Consider the following 20,172-nt stretch of genomic DNA (forward strand, 5'->3'; position numbering starts at 1 on the left):
TTAATAAATTAATAATTATTATCTTTGCACTTTAATTTTAACTCAAAACAAAATGCAAAACGGAATTTATGCTAAAATAACAACTCCTAAAGGGGTTATTTTACTGCGCCTTACGTATGATAAAACGCCTGCTACGGTGGGTAATTTCGTAGCCTTAGCCGAAGGCAAGATGAAAAACAGCCAAAAACCACTCGGAGTACCTTATTATGACGGACTTACCTTTCACCGTGTCATTCCTAACTTTATGATTCAAGGGGGCTGCCCTCTTGGCACAGGCACCGGCGAACCTGGCTATCGCTTCGATGATGAGTTTCACCCTGAACTTAAGCACAATAAACCTGGCGTGATTTCAATGGCAAATGCAGGTCCTGGCACCAATGGCAGTCAGTTTTTTATCACTCACGTACCTACGCCTTGGCTCGACGGCAAGCATACAGTTTTTGGTGAAGTGATAGAAGGACAATCAGTAGTCGATGCCGTAGCACAGGGCGATACTATCGAAAAAATAGAAATCATCAGAGTAGGCGAGGAGGCACAACAGTGGGATGCCGTTCGTGCTTTCCAATCGTTAGAAGAAACAAAAGCAGCGCGCCTTGCAGAGCAAAAACGCCAAAACGAAGAGGCTTTTGCTAAAGAAACAGCAGGATTCGATAAGACCGAAAGCGGTTTGTACTATCAAATCACACAACACGGTAATGGCAAAAAAGCGCAAGCCGGACAAAAGGTAGCAGTGCACTATACCGGTATGCTACTCGATAAAACGGTGTTCGATAGCTCTTACCGTCGCCAACAGCCACTTAGTTTTACAGTGGGCGTGGGACAAGTAATTGAGGGCTGGGACGAAGGTATCCTTCTCCTTCACGAGGGCGACAAAGCGCGCTTAGTTATTCCTTCAGAGCTTGCTTACGGAGCTTCTGGTGCTGGCGGAGTTATCCCTCCTCACGCTCCTCTTATCTTCGATGTCGAATTAGTAAAAGTAAACTAATACTAACAATAACAAATAAAAAGTCGGTTAAGCTCATAACTTAACCGACTTTTTTTATTTGTCTCTTGTCTCTCGTCTTTTATCCAAACACGTGCATTGCTTCAAAGGCTACTAAGGTTAGGTAACCTAATACGAAGCCTAATAATGCCATCCAAAGGATATTTTTAGCGTACCAGAAGAAACTTATTTTTTCCATACCCATTGCTACTACACCTGCTGCCGAACCGATAATCAGCAAGCTACCTCCTGTTCCAGCTGAGTAAGCAATAAAGTGCCAAATACCGTTGTCTAATCCTTCTTGGAACATACCCATACTTGCCGCCACCAATGGTACGTTGTCAATTACTGCCGAAGCAAATCCTAACAGAAGTACTACTATGTTTTTGCTTGGGATAGCGCTATTAAGGTTTTGTGCAAAGTTAAATAGCGTACCGATAGTTTGTAGTGAGGCAACTGCCAATAGTATTCCTAAGAAGAATAAGATACTCGAAAACTCTATACGGCTAAGGGCGCGGTGTATACCAAATTTCTCTTCATCTTCTTCATTTAGTTCTTTAGGTTTAAGTTTTTCACCCACAAACCACATAGTAGCCAAAGCGAAAAGCATACCCATATAAGGAGGAAGGTGTGTAATTGATTTGAAAATAGGTACAAAGATAATAGCGATAATACCTATCACTAGTACTGGAGTACTACTTTTATAGGTCACCCCTTCTTGGTTGTTTTCAGTATTTAAATGACCTCTGAATACAGGCAAGAAAGAAGCGATAAGTAGCGGTACTATTAAGCATATAGTTGAAGGGATAAGTACATATTCTACTAATTTAGCCGCACTTACTTTGTTTTTCACCCATAGCATAGTAGTAGTTACGTCTCCAATAGGCGACCACGCACCACCAGCATTAGCCGCAATTACGATAAGCGATGCATACCAAATGCGCTCTTTTTGGTCAGGGATAAGTTTGCGTACGATAGTTATAAGGATAATAGTAGTAGTAAGGTTATCAATGATAGCTGATAAGAAGAACGCGATAAGACCGATAATCCACAGCAGTTTTACCTTGCTTTTAGTGCGGATAATACGTTTGATAATTTCAAAACCGCGGTGCATATCAATCACCTCTACAATGGTCATCGCGCCGATTAAGAAGAAAAGGATTTCGGCAGTTTCAGCCAAGTTGTGTTGTAGAGCAGCATCTATAGCAGAGGCGTTACCTTCGGGCGTATTACTTACAGGGAAGAGCTCGCCATTCATAATATGCATTACATCAATGTTTGATACTTTTAGTATCGTCCAGCATATCACGGCCATAGCCAAAGCCGAAATTGTTTTGTCTACTCTAATCTGATGTTCAGTAGTAATACAAAAATAACCAATAAAAAAGATGGCAATAATCCAAGATTCCATATATACTATTTTTTTATTAAAATTTAACGCCGCAAATATACAAAATCTTTTTATTACTTTCCAAATATTTTTTGATTTATATTTTAGTAGTTAGTCGCTAGTCGTTAGATCATTGTCGCTTTCTAACGACTAGCGACTAACCACTAACGACTAGCGACTAAAGCCCAGCTTTATACACCACTTCTTGTACTCGCTGTCTTATCAATTTGTTTATCAACAATTTGTTTTCAGCCGAAGGGTAAGTCCGGTTAGAGAGGAAGACCACTACTATTTCGTTTATAGGGTCTGCCCAAGCAAAGGTACCCGTAAAACCCGTATGCCCAAAGCTTTCCATTGGCACACAGCCGCAGGTAGGCCCAGCCTTGCCTAATTGAGGTTTGTCAAAACCTAAGCCGCGTCTGTTCCCTTCAGTGCAATAGTTACAAGTGTTAAATAGCTGTATAGCTTGCGGTTGCAAATACCACGTGCCGCCATAATACCCTTTTTGTAGGTACATTTGCATTATCTTAGCCACATCGTCAGCAGTGCCAAAGAGTCCCGCGTGTCCACCTACACCGCCGAGCAAGGCAGCTCCTTGGTCGTGCACATAGCCGCGTAACTCCTGCCCTCTAAAAGTCTTTTCATCTTCAGCAGGAGCTATATTTGTTATCGGGAAGCGCTCCAAAGGTAGGTAAGTCAGCTGATAAGCCCCCAATTCTCGGTAAAAATGCTTTTGTACCGCCTCTTGCAGGGGCTTTTTAGTTTTCTTCTCTATAAAAAGTTTAAAATAGTAGTACGGCAGGTCGCTGTACAGATACTTCTTATCTTTTATCAGATTGCTGTCGTCTATACGCTTGTAAATACTATCCGTAAACCCTTCTCTTAAATACAAATCCTTCGCTACTTGGGTAGGGAAGGAATCGCTGGCGGTAGTACTATAAAATTCTGGCAATGGCTTTTTGTTCTTGTCAAGGGTTTGGTTGAAAAACGGTATCCACGACTGAAACTGTGCGTAGTGCGAGAGCACCTCCTTCATTGTCATCCCTCCCTTGTTAGTATCTTTTAGCCTCGGCAGCAAATCCTCAAAAGTGTCATTAGGCCTAAAATCCCCTTTGGTGTACAGCCGCATCAGTTCGGGCAGGGTAGCCAGTATTTTCGTCAGCGAAGCAAGGTCGTATATCGTATGGTCATTTACTTTGTGTGCAGGGTTGTAGTCTAAGGTACCGAAGTTTTTCCGATAGACTATCTTCCCTTTTTTGGCTACCAATATTTGCATTCCGGGGGTCATCTTTTGGTCGATGGCCTCTTGGGCTATGCTGTCTATGGTCTTGAGCTTATCCGAACTAAGTCCCACACTCTCAGGCAGTCCGTAGGCTAAACGCCCTATTTTAGGGGTTTCTACCGAGGTGCCTACCGGTAGGTCAGGGTGGGCAGACACAGGCAGTATACCTTTCCCTTCTATCGCCCCGAAGAGCAACTGAGCCGTTTTTTCTTGGGCTACTTTATGGTTCTGATACGCAAATACAATACCCTCCAATGGGTGTATGTGCTTCACATTGAGCATAGCGTAAGGACGTGTAAATACAGTCAGTATAGTCTTCTTTTTCTTAGCGATATGCTCTAACCATTTTAGTTCATTTTCACTGAAGTTATAAGCGTCCCACGGAGTTTTGTCTGGTTTGTGCAACCCGATGATTATAGTGGTGTAGGGTTCTATAGCCTCGTATAGTTGTGCTTCATTTTTAGGTTCTATAAGGGCTACATCAGCGTATTTCTTTAGGGTGCTGTAGAAAGTCCAACCGCTGTCATTGCCAAATTTCACATAAGCTATTTTCTGTTTGTCTAACTGCTTTAGCGGTATAATCTGACTCTTGTTTTGGGCTACTGTCAGTGCGTTTTCAAAAATAGCTTCAGTCAGTAGGTCATCTTCAGTTGTGTGCAGCTCTTTGCTCACAGTTGACTCATCTATAGGGGTGAAGGTGGTCAGCCCTACTTTGTATTTAGCCATTAGTATTTTCTTTACCGAGTGGGCTAAACGCTCCTCGCTAATGCGCTTGCTTTGGTAGGCTTTTTTCATCGCCTCAAAGCCTTTAGGCAGATTGCTCGGCATCAGTAGTATATCGTTTCCAGCTAAAAAAGCCTCTACTTCTACCTCGCCTATAGGTAGGTATTCCGATACGCCTTTCATTCCGAGCGCATCGGTAAAGATAAGCCCCTCATACCCCATTTTTTTCTTTAGCAAATCGGTGATAATCGTTTTAGAAAGCGATGAGGGTAAACCGTTTTTAGGTTCTAAGGCAGGCACGTTTAGGTGACCTACCATCACGCTCGCTACGCTTTTAGAAAGGGCTCTAAAAGGGTAGAGTTCTACTTCTTCCAAGCGGTTAGCCGTAAAGTTGATAGTAGGTAGTGTTTTATGCGAATCTTTCGCTGTATCGCCGTGTCCAGGGAAGTGCTTAGCACTGCCCAGCACGCCTACCGACTGCATTCCTCGGGTAAAAGCAAGTCCTTTTTGGGCTACATTCTCTTTGTCTTCACCAAACGAGCGGTTACCTATAATAGGGTTCTCCGGATTAGTATTGATGTCGATGTCTGGTGCAAAGTTAAACTGCATTCCTATTTGTTTGCAGTGCTGCCCGATGCGTTTGCCTGCGCGTTCTATCAGGCTATTGTCTTTTACAGCCCCCATTGTCATATTCCAAGGGTAGGCGAAAGTAGAGTCTAGGCGCATAGCCAGACCCCATTCGGCATCCATAGCCATAAAAAGAGGAATTTTAGAGAGAGGTTGATACTCATTAGTGAGTTTCACCTGTCTTTTCGGGCCTCCTTTCGAGAATATGATACCGCCTATATAATATTTTTTAATCCAATCTTTTACTTCTTCAGCTCTTTTAGTACCGATATGGCTTGAAAACAGCGATACCATAAACAATTGACCTATTTTTTCGTCTAAAGTCATTTGTTTATAAGTGTTTTCCACCCATTGTTCTTGTTCTTTAGCTTTGTTAGTCATCACCAGCGGACTTTGAGCCCTTCCGATAATTGTGGTTAATACCCAACAAACTGCTATAAGTAAGTGTTGTTTTTTCATTTTTGATATTCTTCTAATTCTTTACTAAGGATATTGATGTATTGTTGATGTTCAGGTTTATAAATAAAGTTAATATAATGGTTGCCTATAGGTTCATTCATAATAACAGAGCTTTTAATCAATAAGTTTTTAGGTTTTGCTTTTTCAAATAAAGCATAAAAAAGCTCATTCCTAAAGTGTTGAGGCGAAAAGAAATGCCGCTTATCATTATTTCGGTAATATATTGGCGAATTATCGCAATAATAATAAAGTATAACATCTCTTTCAGATAAATATTGACGTATTTCTTCAATAATATGATTGAAAACTTTCATCGAGTTAGTAGAATAAGTCTGTTTTTTCAAACTCAAACTTACTTCTACTACTGGTATAGTTATATTTGAAAGAGGTTGATAAATAGAAAAAAGCAAAACATATTGGTTACCTTTTTCACTTTCAAAAGGTATTTTAATATCTAAGCCCAATGTCAAATTCTTTTGTATTCTTTAAATTCCATTTGCATAATTTCCTCTTTTAGCTTTTTAGACCTTTCTGCTATTTGTTCCATAAAAGCTAATAGTTTCTCACTGGGGTTCTTTATCATTACTTGCGTGGCGTTGTCCGATTGGCGTAGCACCACTACTTCTTGTTTCTTCTCCATACGTTTTTCATATTTAATTAATAGAGAGTTAGGAGTCCAGCCCCTAACTCTCATAGAAAATATATTAACAATTAAAAACTTTTCTTAATCATCTAATTGTCAAATTAGTAAATTGGCAAATCGCCTAAAACTCCTCTATGTTATACGCTTTCAGCTTGTTATAAAGGGTTTTACGGGTGAAGCCCAGCAGTTTAGCCGCTTCAGTCTTATTGTTGTTTGTTTCGTGTAGCGCTCCAATGATCAGTTCGCGCTCATTCTCTTTGGTCGAAAACGAAAAACGTTCAGTAGGGAAGTGGCGTGTCTCGCTCATCACAAAGTCTGGCAACTCATTTTCGCTGATATAATCAGTAGTGGTGAGCAGTGTAGCGCGCTTCACTACATTCGATAACTCGCGTAGGTTACCACCCCAATTGTAGTTCAACATCTTCTGAACAGCTCTTTCGGTAAAGCCTTGCACGTTTTTGTGTAGCTTTTCATTAGTTATCTCTAAGAAATACGAAGCAAATATCATCAAGTCGTCTTTGCGCTCGCTTAGCGATGGCACTTTTATAGCGAACTCATTTAAGCGGTGGTATAAATCCTCGCGAAAATCACCTTTGTTCACCGCCTCCAATAAGTCCTCATTAGTAGCCGCTAATACTCTGATGTCTACCTCTATTTCTTTTGAACTACCAATAGGTTTGATACGGCGCTCTTGTAGGGCGCGTAGCAACTGTATTTGGTTCTCATAGCTAAGGTTACCCACCTCATCAAGGAAGATTGTACCGCCATTAGCTTCTTCAAAATGTCCTTTTTTATCGGTGATAGCCCCTGTAAACGAACCTTTTACGTGTCCGAAAAACTCACTCGAAGCTATTTCTTTAGGTATGGCTCCGCAGTCTACTGCTATAAAAGGCTTGTTGCGGCGCTCGCTTTTTAGGTGTATCAGCTTTGCTACCACCTCTTTACCTGTACCGCTTTCGCCCATAATGAGCACCGACATATCGGTCGGAGCCACCAAGTTGATAAACTTGCTCAGCTTTTTAGACGCGGGACTTACTCCCTCTATAAACGGATTTTCTTCCGTCACCTTAGGGGCTTTCACCATTTTCGCCGGACTGCTATGGTCAGTTTTGCTCAAAGGAGCAGCAGTCTCTACAGTTTCAGGCTTAGGGGTAGAAAATACTGTATTTTGGGCATTTTTTATCACATTAAGCACATCTTCCTGCTGAAAGGGTTTAGAGATATAGTCAAAAGCACCGAGTTTCATCGCTTCTACAGCAGTCGAAACCTCGGCGTAGCTGGTCATAACCACCACGGGCAAGTTAGGGAAAATATCTTTCACCTGCTTTAGAAAGTTGATACCATCACCATCGGGTAGCCTTAGGTCGGTAAATATCATTTTAATAGCAGGGGTCAAGTTCTTCTCGGCCTCTTCTAAACTATAGCACCCAATCACATCATATCCGTTGCGTTCCAAAAAGCGGCTAAGCATTTTTGAAAATACTACATCATCTTCTACTAATAGAATGGGGGTTTTCATACGTTTTCTAAATCTATATAATTAATATTTGCTTTTGTTACAATAATTCAGAATTCAAAATTCAAAAAGTGTGCAAAAATACAATTTTATTTTGAAATAATTACACTTTTTACTCAAAAAAAAAGTCCCCTTATCACAAGGGAACTTTTTTCAATGCATATAATATAAATACTACTACTAACTCCCAATTTTGTTAGCTCAATGAATGATAGCTGTTTAGCAATTAAATTTTAGCAATGTTTCTCAATGAAAAGTTGTTTCCCAACAACAAAATGAATTTAATTTTTTTCAACAACTTCGTTTTAATGATTCTTATCTAACAATGTTTCTTTTAGCAATTTTTTTCAGTAATTTAATTTCTTAACCAATTTCTTGTATATGCTGAAAGAGCCACCATTCATATTATAAGTATGCACTAATAAATTATAAATGTTTAATCTTCTAACTTACGCTATATACTTTGAAAAAACTGTGCCAAACTTATCATTACCCGTTAATAAATACTTCAATGTCTTTATAATCAAATAGATAATCCGTTAATAACTTGTCGATAGCCTGTTAATAACTATGTTAATAAATGTGTAAAAGGTGTGTAATTACACGTTACAGGTTACACTAGATTTCCCATATTCCTAATTTTTTTGCTTTTTCTTGAATGTTTAGAAAATTATTCTCTCTACGCTTACCCTATACAATCGATATAGGAAGGATACAGGAAGAGCGAACAGTTAGCGAACGATTAACGAAGTATAAACATCTAATAAACCTTCCAAACATAGAAAAACATCAAAATTCAAAAATATTTTGTATCTTTGCCAAAAATAAGTAGAGATTATGCCATACACTAACGGCTAACAACTAACGACTAGCGACTAATTACTAACAACTAACGACTAACGACTAACCACTAATCACTAACGACTAAAAATGGACATTTCCCTTTCTAAATCCTCACTGCGTTCAGGGCAGTCACTACAGCTGTCAGGCTCCAAATCCGAAAGCAATAGAGCGCTACTCTTGCAAGCGCTGTACCCCGAACTCTCTATTAGCAACCTCTCTACAGCCGATGACACTCGCCTACTCCTAAAAGCATTGTATTCTTGCACACCGCTGATAGATGTGCATCACGCCGGTACGGCTATGCGTTTCCTTACAGCCTATTTTGCAGCACAGTTAGGAGCTGATGTCCTGCTGATGGGCTCAGAGCGTATGCACCAGCGACCCATAGCCCTATTAGTCGATGCTCTGCGCTCGCTTGGGGCTGATATCACCTATACAGAAAAAGAAGGCTTTTCACCGCTGCGCATCAAGGGGAAAGAACTAAACGGTAGCCATGTCAGCTTGCAGGGCAATGTCAGCAGCCAGTACAGTTCTGCCTTGCTCCTCATTGCACCCACGCTCCCCAACGGACTTCATTTAGAGCTCACCGGTAGTATCACCTCTTTACCCTACCTACAGATGACCCTCGACCTGTTGTCCTATTGCATTGGTGCTGAGCACGTACATTTCAGCGGTAACGAGATACGCATCACCCCTGCCGATAGCCTACAGAACTATCATTGGCAAGTAGAGTCAGATTGGTCTTCAGCTTCCTATTGGTATAGTTTTGTAGCCCTTTCGCCTGTAGGCACCACCCTCTCACTCCGCGACTTTAAGCAACCGAGTCTGCAAGGCGATAGCGCACTACAGCAGCTGTATCGCGCGCTGGGGGTTACCACTACCCTTAGTGATACGACCCTCACGCTTACTAAGGTGTCAGCCCCTCAAACGGACAGCTTTACGGCCGACCTCAATGCTACCCCCGACATAGCCCAAACCCTTGCGGTTACCTGCTTAGGCTTGGGGATAGGCTGTGCGCTCTCAGGCTTACACACCCTAAGTATAAAAGAAACCGACCGCCTCACAGCCCTACAAACCGAGTTGAGCAAGTTTGGTGCGGAGGTAACCATCACCAGCGACAGTCTGCAATTTCCTCCTTGTCGTAGTTTGAATAGCGGAGTGCAAGTGGCTACTTATAATGACCATCGTATGGCGATGGCGTTTGCCCCGCTGATGCTTCTCACCCCACTCGTAATACTTGATAAAGAGGTGGTAACTAAGTCATATCCAACTTTTTGGCAAGATGTAGCCCAGCTAACAGTAGAAGATGAAGAAAAGTGATAAAAGTTATAAAAATCTGATAATCAGCATTTTGTTATCTTTTTGAAAGAAAGGAGATAAATAAAAGCTAAAAAAAATCTGCTAACATAGTGTTTATTAAATATTTAATTTGTATCTTTGCGCCCACAAATACGAAGATGAATATTCATATATAAAAATAACAAAGATGACAAAAGCAGAAATTGTATCAAAGATTTCCGACAAATCAGGTCTTGACAAAAACGAAGTTCAGTTAATCGTTGAAAACTTTATGGATGAAGTGATTAACTCTTTAAAAGATGGACAAAACGTGTATTTGAGAGGTTTCGGCAGTTTTATAATCAAAACAAGAGCCGAAAAAACAGGGCGTAATATTTCTAAAAATACTACCTTAAAAATACCTGCTCACAACATTCCTGCCTTTAAGCCAGCTAAGGTATTTGTAGACACTGTGAAAGACAATGTAAAAGTAAATTAATATTAATCATATAAAAATAATAAAGTTATGCCAAGCGGAAAAAAAAGAAAAAGACATAAAGTGGCTAACCACAAACGCAAAAAAAGAGCGAGAGCTAATCGCCACAAAAAGAAAAAGTAGTTTTTAACTACTTTTTCTTGCTTAAAAACAACCCTAAATTGTTCATTGAATTATTAACTAAAAATCCAACAAAGTGGAAAAAGAATTAATTATCCGTTCTGGCTCCTCTTACGTAGATTTTGCTTTGCTCAGAGACGGTAGGCTGATAGAGCTTCACAAAGAAGAAGATACTAACGGTCTGGGTGTGGGCGACATAATGTTAGCCAAAGTGCGCAAGCCTATACAAGGGCTCAATGCGGCTTTCGTTAATGTGGGGCACGAAAAAGATGCCTTCCTACATTACCACGACTTAGGCCCTCAGTTAGCTTCTTTACTTAAGTTCATCAAGTGGGTTATCTCAGGGAAATTAAAAGATTTTTCCCTAAAAGACTTCCCTCTTGAACCAGATATCGATAAGAATGGCTCGGTAGCCGATACTCTCAAACCTAATCAGCCCATATTGGTGCAGATAGTCAAAGAGCCTATCTCTACCAAAGGTCCTCGTATCAGTTCTGAACTCTCTATAGCGGGTAGGTATTTAGTACTCGTACCTTTTTCTGACCGTATTTCTATCTCGCAGAAGATAGAGAGCAAATCCGAAAAAGAACGTTTGCGAAAACTCTTGCAAAGCATTAAGCCTAAAGGCTTTGGCGTAATAGTGCGCACGGTAGCCGAAGGGAAAAAAGTAGCCGAATTAGACAAGGATTTACAGTCTCTCTTCAATCGCTGGGTTTTGATGTGCAGAAAAATTCAAAAAGCGGTTTATCCCTCTAAGGTGATGAGCGAAGTGAACAGAACAGGTGCCATACTCCGCGACTTGTTCAACGATACTTTTACAGGCATACACGTAGATAACGAACAGCTGTACGAGCAGATAAAGAAGTATGTGCAAGAGATAGCACCTGAAAAAGAAAGCATCGTAAAATTATACCGCTCATCGGTACCTATTTTTGAGAAGTTTCATATTGAACGTCAGATAAAGACGGCTTTCGGTCGTACCGTATCAATGCCCAAAGGGGCTTACTTAGTCATAGAGCACACCGAAGCCCTACACGTAATCGACGTAAATAGTGGAAATCACTCTAACAAAAATAACGACCAAGAAACTACAGCCTTATCTGTAAACCTAATTGCTGCTACCGAGATAGCACGCCAACTGCGCCTCCGCGATATGGGGGGTATCATAGTAGTTGATTTTATTGATATGGCAAGCAGCGATAACCGCCGTATATTGTTTGACCATCTTCGCGATGAAATGGCTGAAGACCGTGCCAAACACAAAATACTGCCCCCAAGTAAGTTCGGGCTTATACAAATCACTCGGCAACGCGTACGCCAAGAGCTGAACATCAAAACTAAAGAAGAGAACCCAAGCAAAGAGGGCGAAATTGAAGCCCCTATTGTTCTTATTGATAAAATCAACATAGAACTTGAAAGCATTATTAAGGAGGATGCTTACAAAGGGCGTATTGTGCTCAATGCACACCCTTTTATAGCAGCTTATTTGACCAAAGGATTCCTAAACTCTATTCGTTTTAAATGGTTTCTGAAATACAAGCGGTGGATAAAGATACTGCCCCGCGATGCCTATTCTTACTTAGAATATCGTTTTAAAACTAATGAAGGAACCCCTCTTTAAAAATTTAATCGGTGTGCTACTACCCTCATAGTTGCACACCGATTTCTTTTTTTATATCTTTTATATATGAAAATTTTATCTACCAAATGCCTTACCTCTGCCCAGCAACAGCGCCTACAAGCATTAGGCTTTACGCTGGTGCAGCATAATTTTATTGCTACGCCTCCGCTACCTTTTGCGCTTTCGTTGCCTTATGAATGGCTTATTTTCACTAGTCAGAATGGGGTGCAGAGTGTATTAGCACACCCGCAGTGGCAAGAGTTGCTCTCTACGCCTGTACTTTGTGTGGGCGTCAAAACACAGCAACTGCTACAATCAAAGAGGTTTAAGGTATGCTATGCTGCCGACTATGCTACCGATTTGGTAGCCTATATGCGCAACGACTTATCGCGCTATCAAGGGGGACGCATTGCTTTTTTTGCAGGTATGCACCGCCTCAACACCCTCCCTGATTTCTTCGCCTCTGAAAAGCTACAAGTTGCAGAGATTACCGTTTATGATACGGTCTTTACCCCTATAACTCTTGCAGAACCAGTAGATGCGATTCTGTTTTTCAGTCCTTCGGGGGTGCAGAGTTACCTATCCACTCATACAACAGCAGCAGAGCAGGTGTATTGCATAGGGACTACTACGGCGCAGGCAGCTACTCCGCATTGGGCATCAGTAATAGTTGCTACAGAGCCTACTGTAGACGGAGTGCTACAGGCAGTAGTAGCATCACTTATCCCTTAATGTCGTGTATGCGCAACTGAGGGCGTATAATACCATTCCATATGTTTTCTTCTATAGAGTAGATAATGCTGAAAGGGCGCCCCGATTCTACTATGGGCAATCGGTCAGCTAAATCGAAGGCTACAGCCCCGAAGTAGTGAGGGCAGCCAACCTCGCGTAGGTTGAGCTTTAGGTGCTTTTCATCTTTCCCAATAGCTTTAGCAAACCCCGTATCAATTACATTGTCAGCATAGAAAAGAGGAGGTAGATTGTTAGGCCCAAAAGGCTCAAAGCGTTTGAGTACCCCTATTAGCTTTTCGGTTATCTTGCTCAGTGGTAGCTGGGTATCATAGCAGATTTTAGGGTCGCGAGGCAAATTAGCTAACTTTTGCACTACTACTTGCTCAAAAGCTTCTTTGAAGTCTGGGTATTGCTCAGGCAAGAGCGTGAGCCCTGCGGCATAGGTGTGTCCGCCAAATTGCTCGAGATACTCGCTACATTGCTCTAAAGCATCGTAGATGTCAAACCCTGTAATAGAGCGCGCCGATGCAGCATATTTGTCGCCACTTTGGGTGAAGACTAAAGTAGGGCGATAATAGGTTTCTATCAGGCGCGAGGCTACAATACCAATGACCCCCTTATGCCAGTGGGGGTTGAATACTACAGTACTATAGCGGTTTTGCTCTCCGTTTTCTTCTATCTGAGCCAAAGCCTCTTGGGTAATACTGCTGTCTAATTCTTTCCGTTCGCTATTTAGCAATTCAATCTCGTAGGCTTTTTCTTTTGCCTTGTGGCTGTCGGTTTCAGTCAGTAGGGCTACTGCGTATTTGCCGTGCTCTATCCGTCCTGCAGCATTGATGCGAGGTGCTGCCTTAAACACTACATCACCAATACCTACCCTTTTTTGATTTTCACCTAAGAGTGCATCGACTCCTGCTGAAGGTTGCTGGTTTATCACCTCTAAACCGAAGTAGGTAAGGGTGCGATTTTCGCCATTCATCGCTACTATGTCGGCAGCAGTGGCAATCGCTACCAAGTCTAACAAAGGGCGTATTTCTTCAAAAGGACGTGATAAATGTTGTTGGTAGGCTTGCACTAACTTGAAGCCTATACCACAGCCGCAGAGCTCTTTGTAAGGATAGGGGCAATCGGCTTGTTGGGGATTGAGTATAGCCACGGCGTCAGGCACTTGCGCATCGGGGCGATGGTGGTCGCCGATAATAAAGTCGATACCTTTATCGGTGGCATACTGCACCTTATCAATAGCTTTGATGCCACAGTCGAGGGCAATGATAAGGCTACAACCCTTGCTGGCAGCGTAGTCTATCCCCTGAAACGAAATGCCATAACCTTCGGTATAGCGGTCGGGTATGTAGGTGTAAAGCAGAGAGGTATGATTGCTGAGATAGCGGTACAACAGCGATACGGCTGAGGTGCCATCTACATCATAATCGCCATAAATAAGTATTTTTTCTTGAGTATTGATAGCTTTGCTCAGACGCGCAACTGCCTTGTGCATATCTTTCATCAGAAAAGGGTCGTGCAGAGAGGCTAAGCTGGGGCTGAAGAAGTGCATTGCCTCATCATAAGTAGTGATACCGCGCTGGGCTAATAGGGTAGCGGTGGTTTGGCTCAAATGGAGTTCTCGTCTGAGTTTTTCAATAATAGCTTCTGAAGGTAGTAGTTTTGGTTCCCAAATATAATTCATTTTTTAATTTGCCGATTTGTCAATTTGCTAATTTGCCGATTTGTCAAATGTTTCATTGTCAAATCGGCAAATTGGCAAATTGTCTTGTTATCCTAAGTATGTTTTTAGTATTTTGCTTCGCGAAGTGTGTTTGAGGCGACGGATAGCTTTTTCTTTTATCTGGCGTACACGTTCGCGGGTAAGGTCGAAAGTTTCGCCTATTTCCTCAAGGGTCATTGCGTGCTGGTCGCCTAAGCCAAAGTATAACCTAATTACGTCGGCTTCACGAGGGGTGAGGGTCTCGAGGGCACGCTCAATCTCGGTGCGCAATGAGGCAAGGATAAGCTCTTTGTCGGGGTTAGGCGACTCGTTGCTTCGGATTACGTCGTAAAGGTTTGAATCTTCGCCTTCTACCAAAGGAGCGTCCATAGATATATGGCGACCTGAGTTTTTCATCGATTCTTTCACATCATTTACTGACATATCAAGCTCGCGGGCAATCTCTTCAGCCGATGGTACACGCTCGTTGGCTTGCTCTAAATAGGCGTACATCTTGTTAATCTTATTGATAGAGCCAATTTTGTTTAGAGGCAAGCGTACTATACGCGATTGCTCGGCTAAGGCTTGCAATATAGACTGCCGAATCCACCATACGGCATACGATATAAACTTAAAGCCTCGTGTTTCGTCAAAACGTTGGGCAGCCTTTATAAGCCCCAAATTGCCCTCGTTGATGAGGTCGGGTAGGGTAAGCCCTTGGTTTTGATACTGTTTGGCTACTGATACTACGAAGCGCAGGTTGGCTTTGGTCAGTTTTTCTAAGGCAGCTACATCGCCCTCTTTGATACGTTGTGCCAATTCTACCTCTTCGTCAGCGGTGATTAAATCAACGCGCCCTATCTCTTGTAGGTACTTATCAAGAGAGGCCGTTTCGCGGTTCGTAACCTGTTTGGTAATTTTTAGTTGTCTCATTCAGAAAATATCCTTAATTTTGTCTTTTCTTGTTCAGTCTATTATACGTACAAGAAAATCAAGATGTTACAAAAGCACTAAACTTTAACAATACTTTAACAGATGCAATACAGTTTTATCATTCCTGTATACAACCGTCCTGACGAATTAGACGAACTGCTGAAGAGCCTTGCAGAGCAGACTTATACCGCTGATTTTGAGGTAGTAGTGATAGAAGACGGTTCTACCATTTCATCAGAGTCGATTTGTCAGCAATACCAATCTTCGCTTTCAATTACTTATTTGGCTAAGCCTAATACAGGTCCCGGTGACTCGCGCAATTATGGTATGCGCCACGCCAAGTACGATTATTTTCTCATTTTAGACTCAGATTGCCTTTTGCCACCTCATTATTTAGAGGCGGTAGACGACTATTTGCAGGCGCATTATGTAGATTGTTTTGGAGGAGCTGATACGGCTGACGAGCATTTCACTAAGGTACAAAAGGCTATCAATTATACAATGACTTCGTTTTTCACTACGGGGGGCATACGCGGTAGTGCGCGTGGGGTGCAGCGTTTTGAGCCGCGCAGCTTCAATATGGGGCTTTCGAGGGCGGCTTTTGAGGCTACTGGTGGTTTTGGTAAGATTCACCCTGGTGAAGACCCAGACTTGGTGATTAGATTATGGGGAAAGGGTTTTGAGACGGCGTTTATACCCGAGGCGTTTGTCTTTCACAAGCGACGTATCTCTTGGCAGAAATTTCAGAAGCAAGTCAGTAAGTTTGGACAAACACGTGCGATTCTCAACCATTGGCATCCGCATACGCGCAAAATCACTTTTTGGCTACCTACTTGCTTTGCTTTAGGGCTTTGTGGGGCCATATTATTGGCTTTGTGCGGGTATATAGGGGCTCTTTTGGTGTATCTGTGTTATTTTGTGCTTATAGCGTGGGATAGTGCTCGCGAAAATGGTAGCATTCAGATAGGATTGATGTCCGTTTGGGCAGTATTAGTACAGTTTTTTAGCTATGGGTTTGGTTTTCTGTGGGCTACCCTGAAGATTTTCTTAGTTAAGAAGCCTATGGAGGTGTTGTTTCCGAAGTTGTTTTTTGCTTAAGGAGTAGTTGGTGTTTGTTCGCTCAACCTTCGCTTATCCTTCGCTCATTGTTCGCTCAACCTTCGCTTATCCTTCGCTCAACCTTCGCTCATCGTTCGCTTGGGTAAGAGCGGTATCAAACTTATTTTAAAATCAAAAATCAGAAAGTGAATATTATTTATCAATATATAGTCAGGCATAAGCTGGCGGCGGTTGCTTTTTTGGCGGCGTGGCTGCTTATAGCGCTATGGGGCGTGAGTAGGCTGCGCTTTGAGGAAGATATTACCAAAGTGCTTCCGCAGAACGATAAGACCACTCTGACCTCAAAAGTGCTTAAACAGCTCAATTTTGCTGATAAGATTTCGGTGATACTCTCGGCTAAAGAGGGGTCGCTTGCCGATATGCAGGCAGCCGCAACTGCTATAGTTGATAGTCTGAATACTAAGGCATTTCAACCCTATATAGCTGGGGTACAGGGTATTGTAGCTGATGAGGAGGTAGAGAGTGCGTGGCAGTTTGTCAATAGTCATTTGCCGCTTTTCCTCACGGAAGACGATTACACTTCGCTGGCAGCACGTATGCAACCCGATAGCCTTAACGCTTTGGTGCAGGCGCATTACAAGACGATGCTTACCCCTGCGGGTATGGTAGCCCAATCGTTTATACGCACTGACCCTTTTGGCCTCACTTTCAAAGGATTGCAGAAGTTACAAGCCCTCAATATAGGGACGGACTTCAAACTCACGAATGGCTTTCTGACTACCAAAGACGAGCAGCATTTGCTCTTTTTCGTCACTCCCCGTTTTGAGGGCAATGATACCGAGCACAATACGGCTTTGGTGCAACAGCTCGAACAGCTGCAAGCGCAACTACAGCAACACTATGGGGCAAAGCTGCAGATACACTTTTTTGGTGCTCCGTTTATATCGGTTAGCAATGCTACTCAGATAAAAACGGATATACTCACTACTGTACTCATCTCTTTATCAGTGCTTTGCCTACTGCTTATTTTCTTCTATCGCAGTGTGTATATACCCCTTATAGCCTTTATCCCCTCGGTGTTTGGGGTGCTCTCCGCCTTGGCGTTTCTGTATGTGCTTAAAGGTAGTATTTCTGCTATTTCTATCAGTTTAGGAGCGGTGTTATTAGGGGTAACTATCGACTATTCGCTGCATATACTCACTCATTACAAGGTAGCCAAAACGGCTTCGGAATTGTATCGCGCTGTAACGGTGCCTATACTGCTCAGCAGTATTACTACGGCTATTTCTTTTCTCTGTTTGCTGTTTGTCCATTCAGAAGTGATGCAAGATTTGGGCATTTTTGCCTTTATTGGCATTATGGTTTCGGCCTTGCTCTCTCTGGTGTTAGTGCCGCATCTTTACCGCGCTGATAAGGGGGTGGCGGTGCGCCGTACGTTTCTTGATAGGGTAGGGGGCTACCCTTTCCACCGCAATAAGTGGATAGTAGGCGCGTGTTTGTTGCTGATAGGGGTGAGTTTTTTCTACTTTCAGAAAGTGAAGTTTAATGGCGATATAGTCAGTATTAATTATGTAAATCCGCGCTATCAGGTAGCGCAGCAGCAGTTAGAACAACTGACTGATAGTCAGTATAAATCGGTGTACGCAGCTGCCTATGGCAATAGTTTGGAAGAAGCCTTAACGCATAACTACCGCTTATACCAGCAATTGCAGCATCTGAAGGCAACCGATAGCATTAGGCAGTTTAGTTCGGTAGCTGCCCTTATTTTGCCCCAAACGGAGCAGCAAAAGCGCATTAAGCGTTGGCAAACGTTCTGGTCGGGAGCTCGTCAGGAGGCTTTGCGCACACAATTGCAGCAGTTGGGCGCTCAATATGGCTTTAAAGAGAGTACTTATGCTCCTTTTTTCGATTTTCTTACTACTGACTTTGAGCCTATACGCTCTTTAGACGATTATAAGGCTCTTTCAGCACTTCCTTTAGATGATTTTATCACAGAAAAAGACGGTTTTTATACCCTTGCTAACCTTGTGAAGCTAACTGATAGTGAGCATACGCGTTTTGTTGAGCAGATAGAGCAACGCATAGGGGCTATAGTGATAGACCGCAAGAACCTTAGCGAGACTTTTTTGGGTAAGCTTAAAGACGATATACTGCTATTGGTAAATTATTCTTCTATTGCTATTTTTCTTATTTTATTGCTTTTTTTCAGGCGTATAGAGTTAGTGCTGCTCACTCTTATTCCTATTGGGGTGACAGGGGTAGTTACGGCTGCGTTGATGTACTTTTTCGGTATAGAATTTAACGTTTTTAGTATGATAGTCTGTACCTTAGTGCTCGGTCATTCCGTTGATTTTAGTATTTTTATGACTTGTGCCCTACAAAAAGACTATACTAATGGCAGAAATGAGCTTCCTGTTTATAAAGTATCAGTATTATTAGCCTCTATTACTACCTTTTTGGCGATAGGGACGCTTATTTTTGCTAAACATCCTGCGCTCAGGTCGATAGCATCAGTGTCTGTGCTGGGTATTTTTACTGCTTTGGTTATTACTTTTGTGTTTTATCCTACTATATTTAAGTTTTTTATCTTCCGAAGACCTCAAAAAGGGCTTTCTCCGGTTAGTTTGCGTTTGTTGCTGCACTCTATATTTTCTCTTTCTTACTATGCTTTGTCGTCAGTAATTCTCAGCAATGTAGGTTGGGTGCTGGCTACTGTTTTTCCGCGCAGCAAGCCTTGGCTACGCAGGCTCTCATCGGTCTTAGCCGCTACGGTGCTCTTCTCTAATTGGCGGGTGCGCAAGCGGGTGGAGAATCGCCAGCTACTCAATACCGATACGCCTTCGGTAGTGATAGCCAATCACACTTCGTGGCTCGATACGCTTGCGTTGGAGCTATATAGCCATCGGTTGAGTTATGTGGTAAATGATTGGGTGTACCGCTCGGTTATCTTTGGTAGATACCTTCGCGCTATGGGGGCTTATCCGGCATCAGAGGGTATAGAAAAAGGAATGCCTTTGCTGCAGCGGCACTTACAAGAAGGGATTTCGGTGGTGATATTTCCGGAGGGGAAACGCTCGGAGAGTAATCGCATTCATCGTTTTCATCAGGGGGCATTCTACATAGCGGATACTTTGCAGAAACCTATAGTGCCGGTGTATATTCACGGTACTTCAGAAGTACTGCCTAAAGGAGATTTTATCATTTATGACGGGGCAGTTACTATAGTAGCTGCTGAACCTATCGCTCCTGATGATACCCAATTTGGTACTACCCCGCGTGAGAAAGCTAAGCAGGTGGGGGCGTACTTCCGTGAGCAGTTTGCTCAGTTGCGACAACGCTTAGAGGGGGTCAATTATCTGAAGCAGAAATTGCAGTTGAACTATCTGTATAAAGATATTGAAGTAGTAAGGGTGGTAAAAGCTGATTACACTGCTCACGCAGCCCAATATTACCAACTGAGCCGTAGTCTGCCTGCTAAAGCGCGTATATTACACATAGCTGATGACTATGGGCAGTTAGACTTTTTGTTGCTGCTTACTTACCCAGAGCGTGAGATTGTTTCAGTAATAGAAGATGATGAGAAACGAGCTGTAGCCCAGCAGAGTTACCTTGTGCATATACGCAAACTGCAATACCTTAAAGCACGCCCTGACGAGTCTTTTGATATAGAGATTATTGGGGCTGAAGTAGTTAGAAAAAGGGTATAAAAAAACTTTGTCAAAGTCCTGAAACTTTGACAAAGTTATTATATTATATAGTTTTG

The 20,172-nt window shown here is 42.4% G+C and carries 14 protein-coding genes; 7 read left to right on the plus strand and 7 right to left on the minus strand.

Translation table 11 applies throughout. The features are described 5' to 3' along the window. The first annotated feature begins 52 nt into the window (after nt 1–52). Entirely contained in the window at nt 53–985 is a 933-nt protein-coding gene (locus tag FOC45_RS01810) for a peptidylprolyl isomerase (protein WP_009389270.1), read from the plus strand. A gap of 79 nt (nt 986–1,064) precedes the next feature. On the opposite strand, the gene nhaD is transcribed toward FOC45_RS01810, so the two are convergent. The 5 genes from nhaD to FOC45_RS01830 form a co-directional block, all read right to left on the minus strand. Further along, nucleotides 1,065–2,393: a sodium:proton antiporter NhaD gene (gene nhaD / locus FOC45_RS01815; RefSeq protein WP_009389271.1), complete on the minus strand. Its 1,329-nt coding sequence runs from the start codon at nt 2,391–2,393 to the stop codon at nt 1,065–1,067. 157 nt (nt 2,394–2,550) lie between these two features. Then, entirely contained in the window at nt 2,551–5,463 is a 2,913-nt protein-coding gene (locus FOC45_RS01820; RefSeq protein WP_009389272.1) for a glycoside hydrolase family 3 N-terminal domain-containing protein, read from the minus strand. Beyond that, on the minus strand, nt 5,460–5,927 hold the full coding sequence (locus FOC45_RS01825; RefSeq protein ID WP_034539936.1) for a hypothetical protein: 468 nt from the start codon (nt 5,925–5,927) through the stop codon (nt 5,460–5,462). Before FOC45_RS01825 ends, FOC45_RS01820 begins: the two co-directional genes overlap by 4 nt. A gap of 2 nt (nt 5,928–5,929) precedes the next feature. After that, nucleotides 5,930–6,103 (minus strand): hypothetical protein, encoded by a 174-nt coding sequence (locus FOC45_RS11935; RefSeq protein ID WP_196774065.1) that lies wholly within the window; start codon nt 6,101–6,103, stop codon nt 5,930–5,932. A gap of 124 nt (nt 6,104–6,227) precedes the next feature. Then, a complete protein-coding gene (locus FOC45_RS01830; protein WP_009389275.1) occupies nt 6,228–7,625 on the minus strand; it encodes a sigma-54 dependent transcriptional regulator in 1,398 nt (465 codons plus the stop codon). 927 nt (nt 7,626–8,552) lie between these two features. Here FOC45_RS01830 and FOC45_RS01835 point away from each other — a divergent pair. The 4 genes from FOC45_RS01835 (at nt 8,553) to FOC45_RS01850 (ending at nt 12,712) form a co-directional block, all read left to right on the plus strand. After that, entirely contained in the window at nt 8,553–9,785 is a 1,233-nt protein-coding gene (locus FOC45_RS01835; protein WP_009389276.1) for a 3-phosphoshikimate 1-carboxyvinyltransferase, read from the plus strand. A gap of 166 nt (nt 9,786–9,951) precedes the next feature. Continuing rightward, nucleotides 9,952–10,242 (plus strand): HU family DNA-binding protein, encoded by a 291-nt coding sequence (locus FOC45_RS01840; RefSeq protein WP_009389277.1) that lies wholly within the window; start codon nt 9,952–9,954, stop codon nt 10,240–10,242. A gap of 193 nt (nt 10,243–10,435) precedes the next feature. Then, on the plus strand, nt 10,436–11,980 hold the full coding sequence (locus FOC45_RS01845) for a ribonuclease E/G (RefSeq protein ID WP_009389278.1): 1,545 nt from the start codon (nt 10,436–10,438) through the stop codon (nt 11,978–11,980). A 66-nt stretch (nt 11,981–12,046) separates the two neighbouring features. Beyond that, nucleotides 12,047–12,712: a uroporphyrinogen-III synthase gene (locus FOC45_RS01850; RefSeq protein WP_009389279.1), complete on the plus strand. Its 666-nt coding sequence runs from the start codon at nt 12,047–12,049 to the stop codon at nt 12,710–12,712. On the opposite strand, the gene recJ is transcribed toward FOC45_RS01850, so the two are convergent. Beyond that, nucleotides 12,702–14,399 carry a single-stranded-DNA-specific exonuclease RecJ gene (gene recJ, locus FOC45_RS01855; RefSeq protein ID WP_009389280.1) on the minus strand — a complete coding sequence of 566 codons (1,698 nt, stop codon included), beginning with the start codon at nt 14,397–14,399 and terminating at the stop codon, nt 12,702–12,704. The genes FOC45_RS01850 and recJ overlap by 11 nt on opposite strands. 87 nt (nt 14,400–14,486) lie before the next feature. Continuing rightward, nucleotides 14,487–15,350 carry an RNA polymerase sigma factor RpoD/SigA gene (locus FOC45_RS01860; RefSeq protein ID WP_009389281.1) on the minus strand — a complete coding sequence of 288 codons (864 nt, stop codon included), beginning with the start codon at nt 15,348–15,350 and terminating at the stop codon, nt 14,487–14,489. Between the two features lie 102 nt (nt 15,351–15,452). On the opposite strand from FOC45_RS01860, the gene FOC45_RS01865 reads away from it, so the two are divergent. Then, the gene (locus tag FOC45_RS01865) at nt 15,453–16,448 is read left to right on the plus strand and encodes a glycosyltransferase family 2 protein (RefSeq protein WP_009389282.1); all 996 of its coding nucleotides are present in this window, start codon (nt 15,453–15,455) and stop codon (nt 16,446–16,448) included. A 146-nt stretch (nt 16,449–16,594) separates the two neighbouring features. Next, nucleotides 16,595–20,116: a 1-acyl-sn-glycerol-3-phosphate acyltransferase gene (locus tag FOC45_RS01870; protein ID WP_009389284.1), complete on the plus strand. Its 3,522-nt coding sequence runs from the start codon at nt 16,595–16,597 to the stop codon at nt 20,114–20,116. Nucleotides 20,117–20,172 lie beyond the last annotated feature (56 nt).

This window comes from Capnocytophaga sp. FDAARGOS_737 (assembly GCF_009730375.1).
Taxonomy (GTDB): domain Bacteria; phylum Bacteroidota; class Bacteroidia; order Flavobacteriales; family Flavobacteriaceae; genus Capnocytophaga; species Capnocytophaga leadbetteri.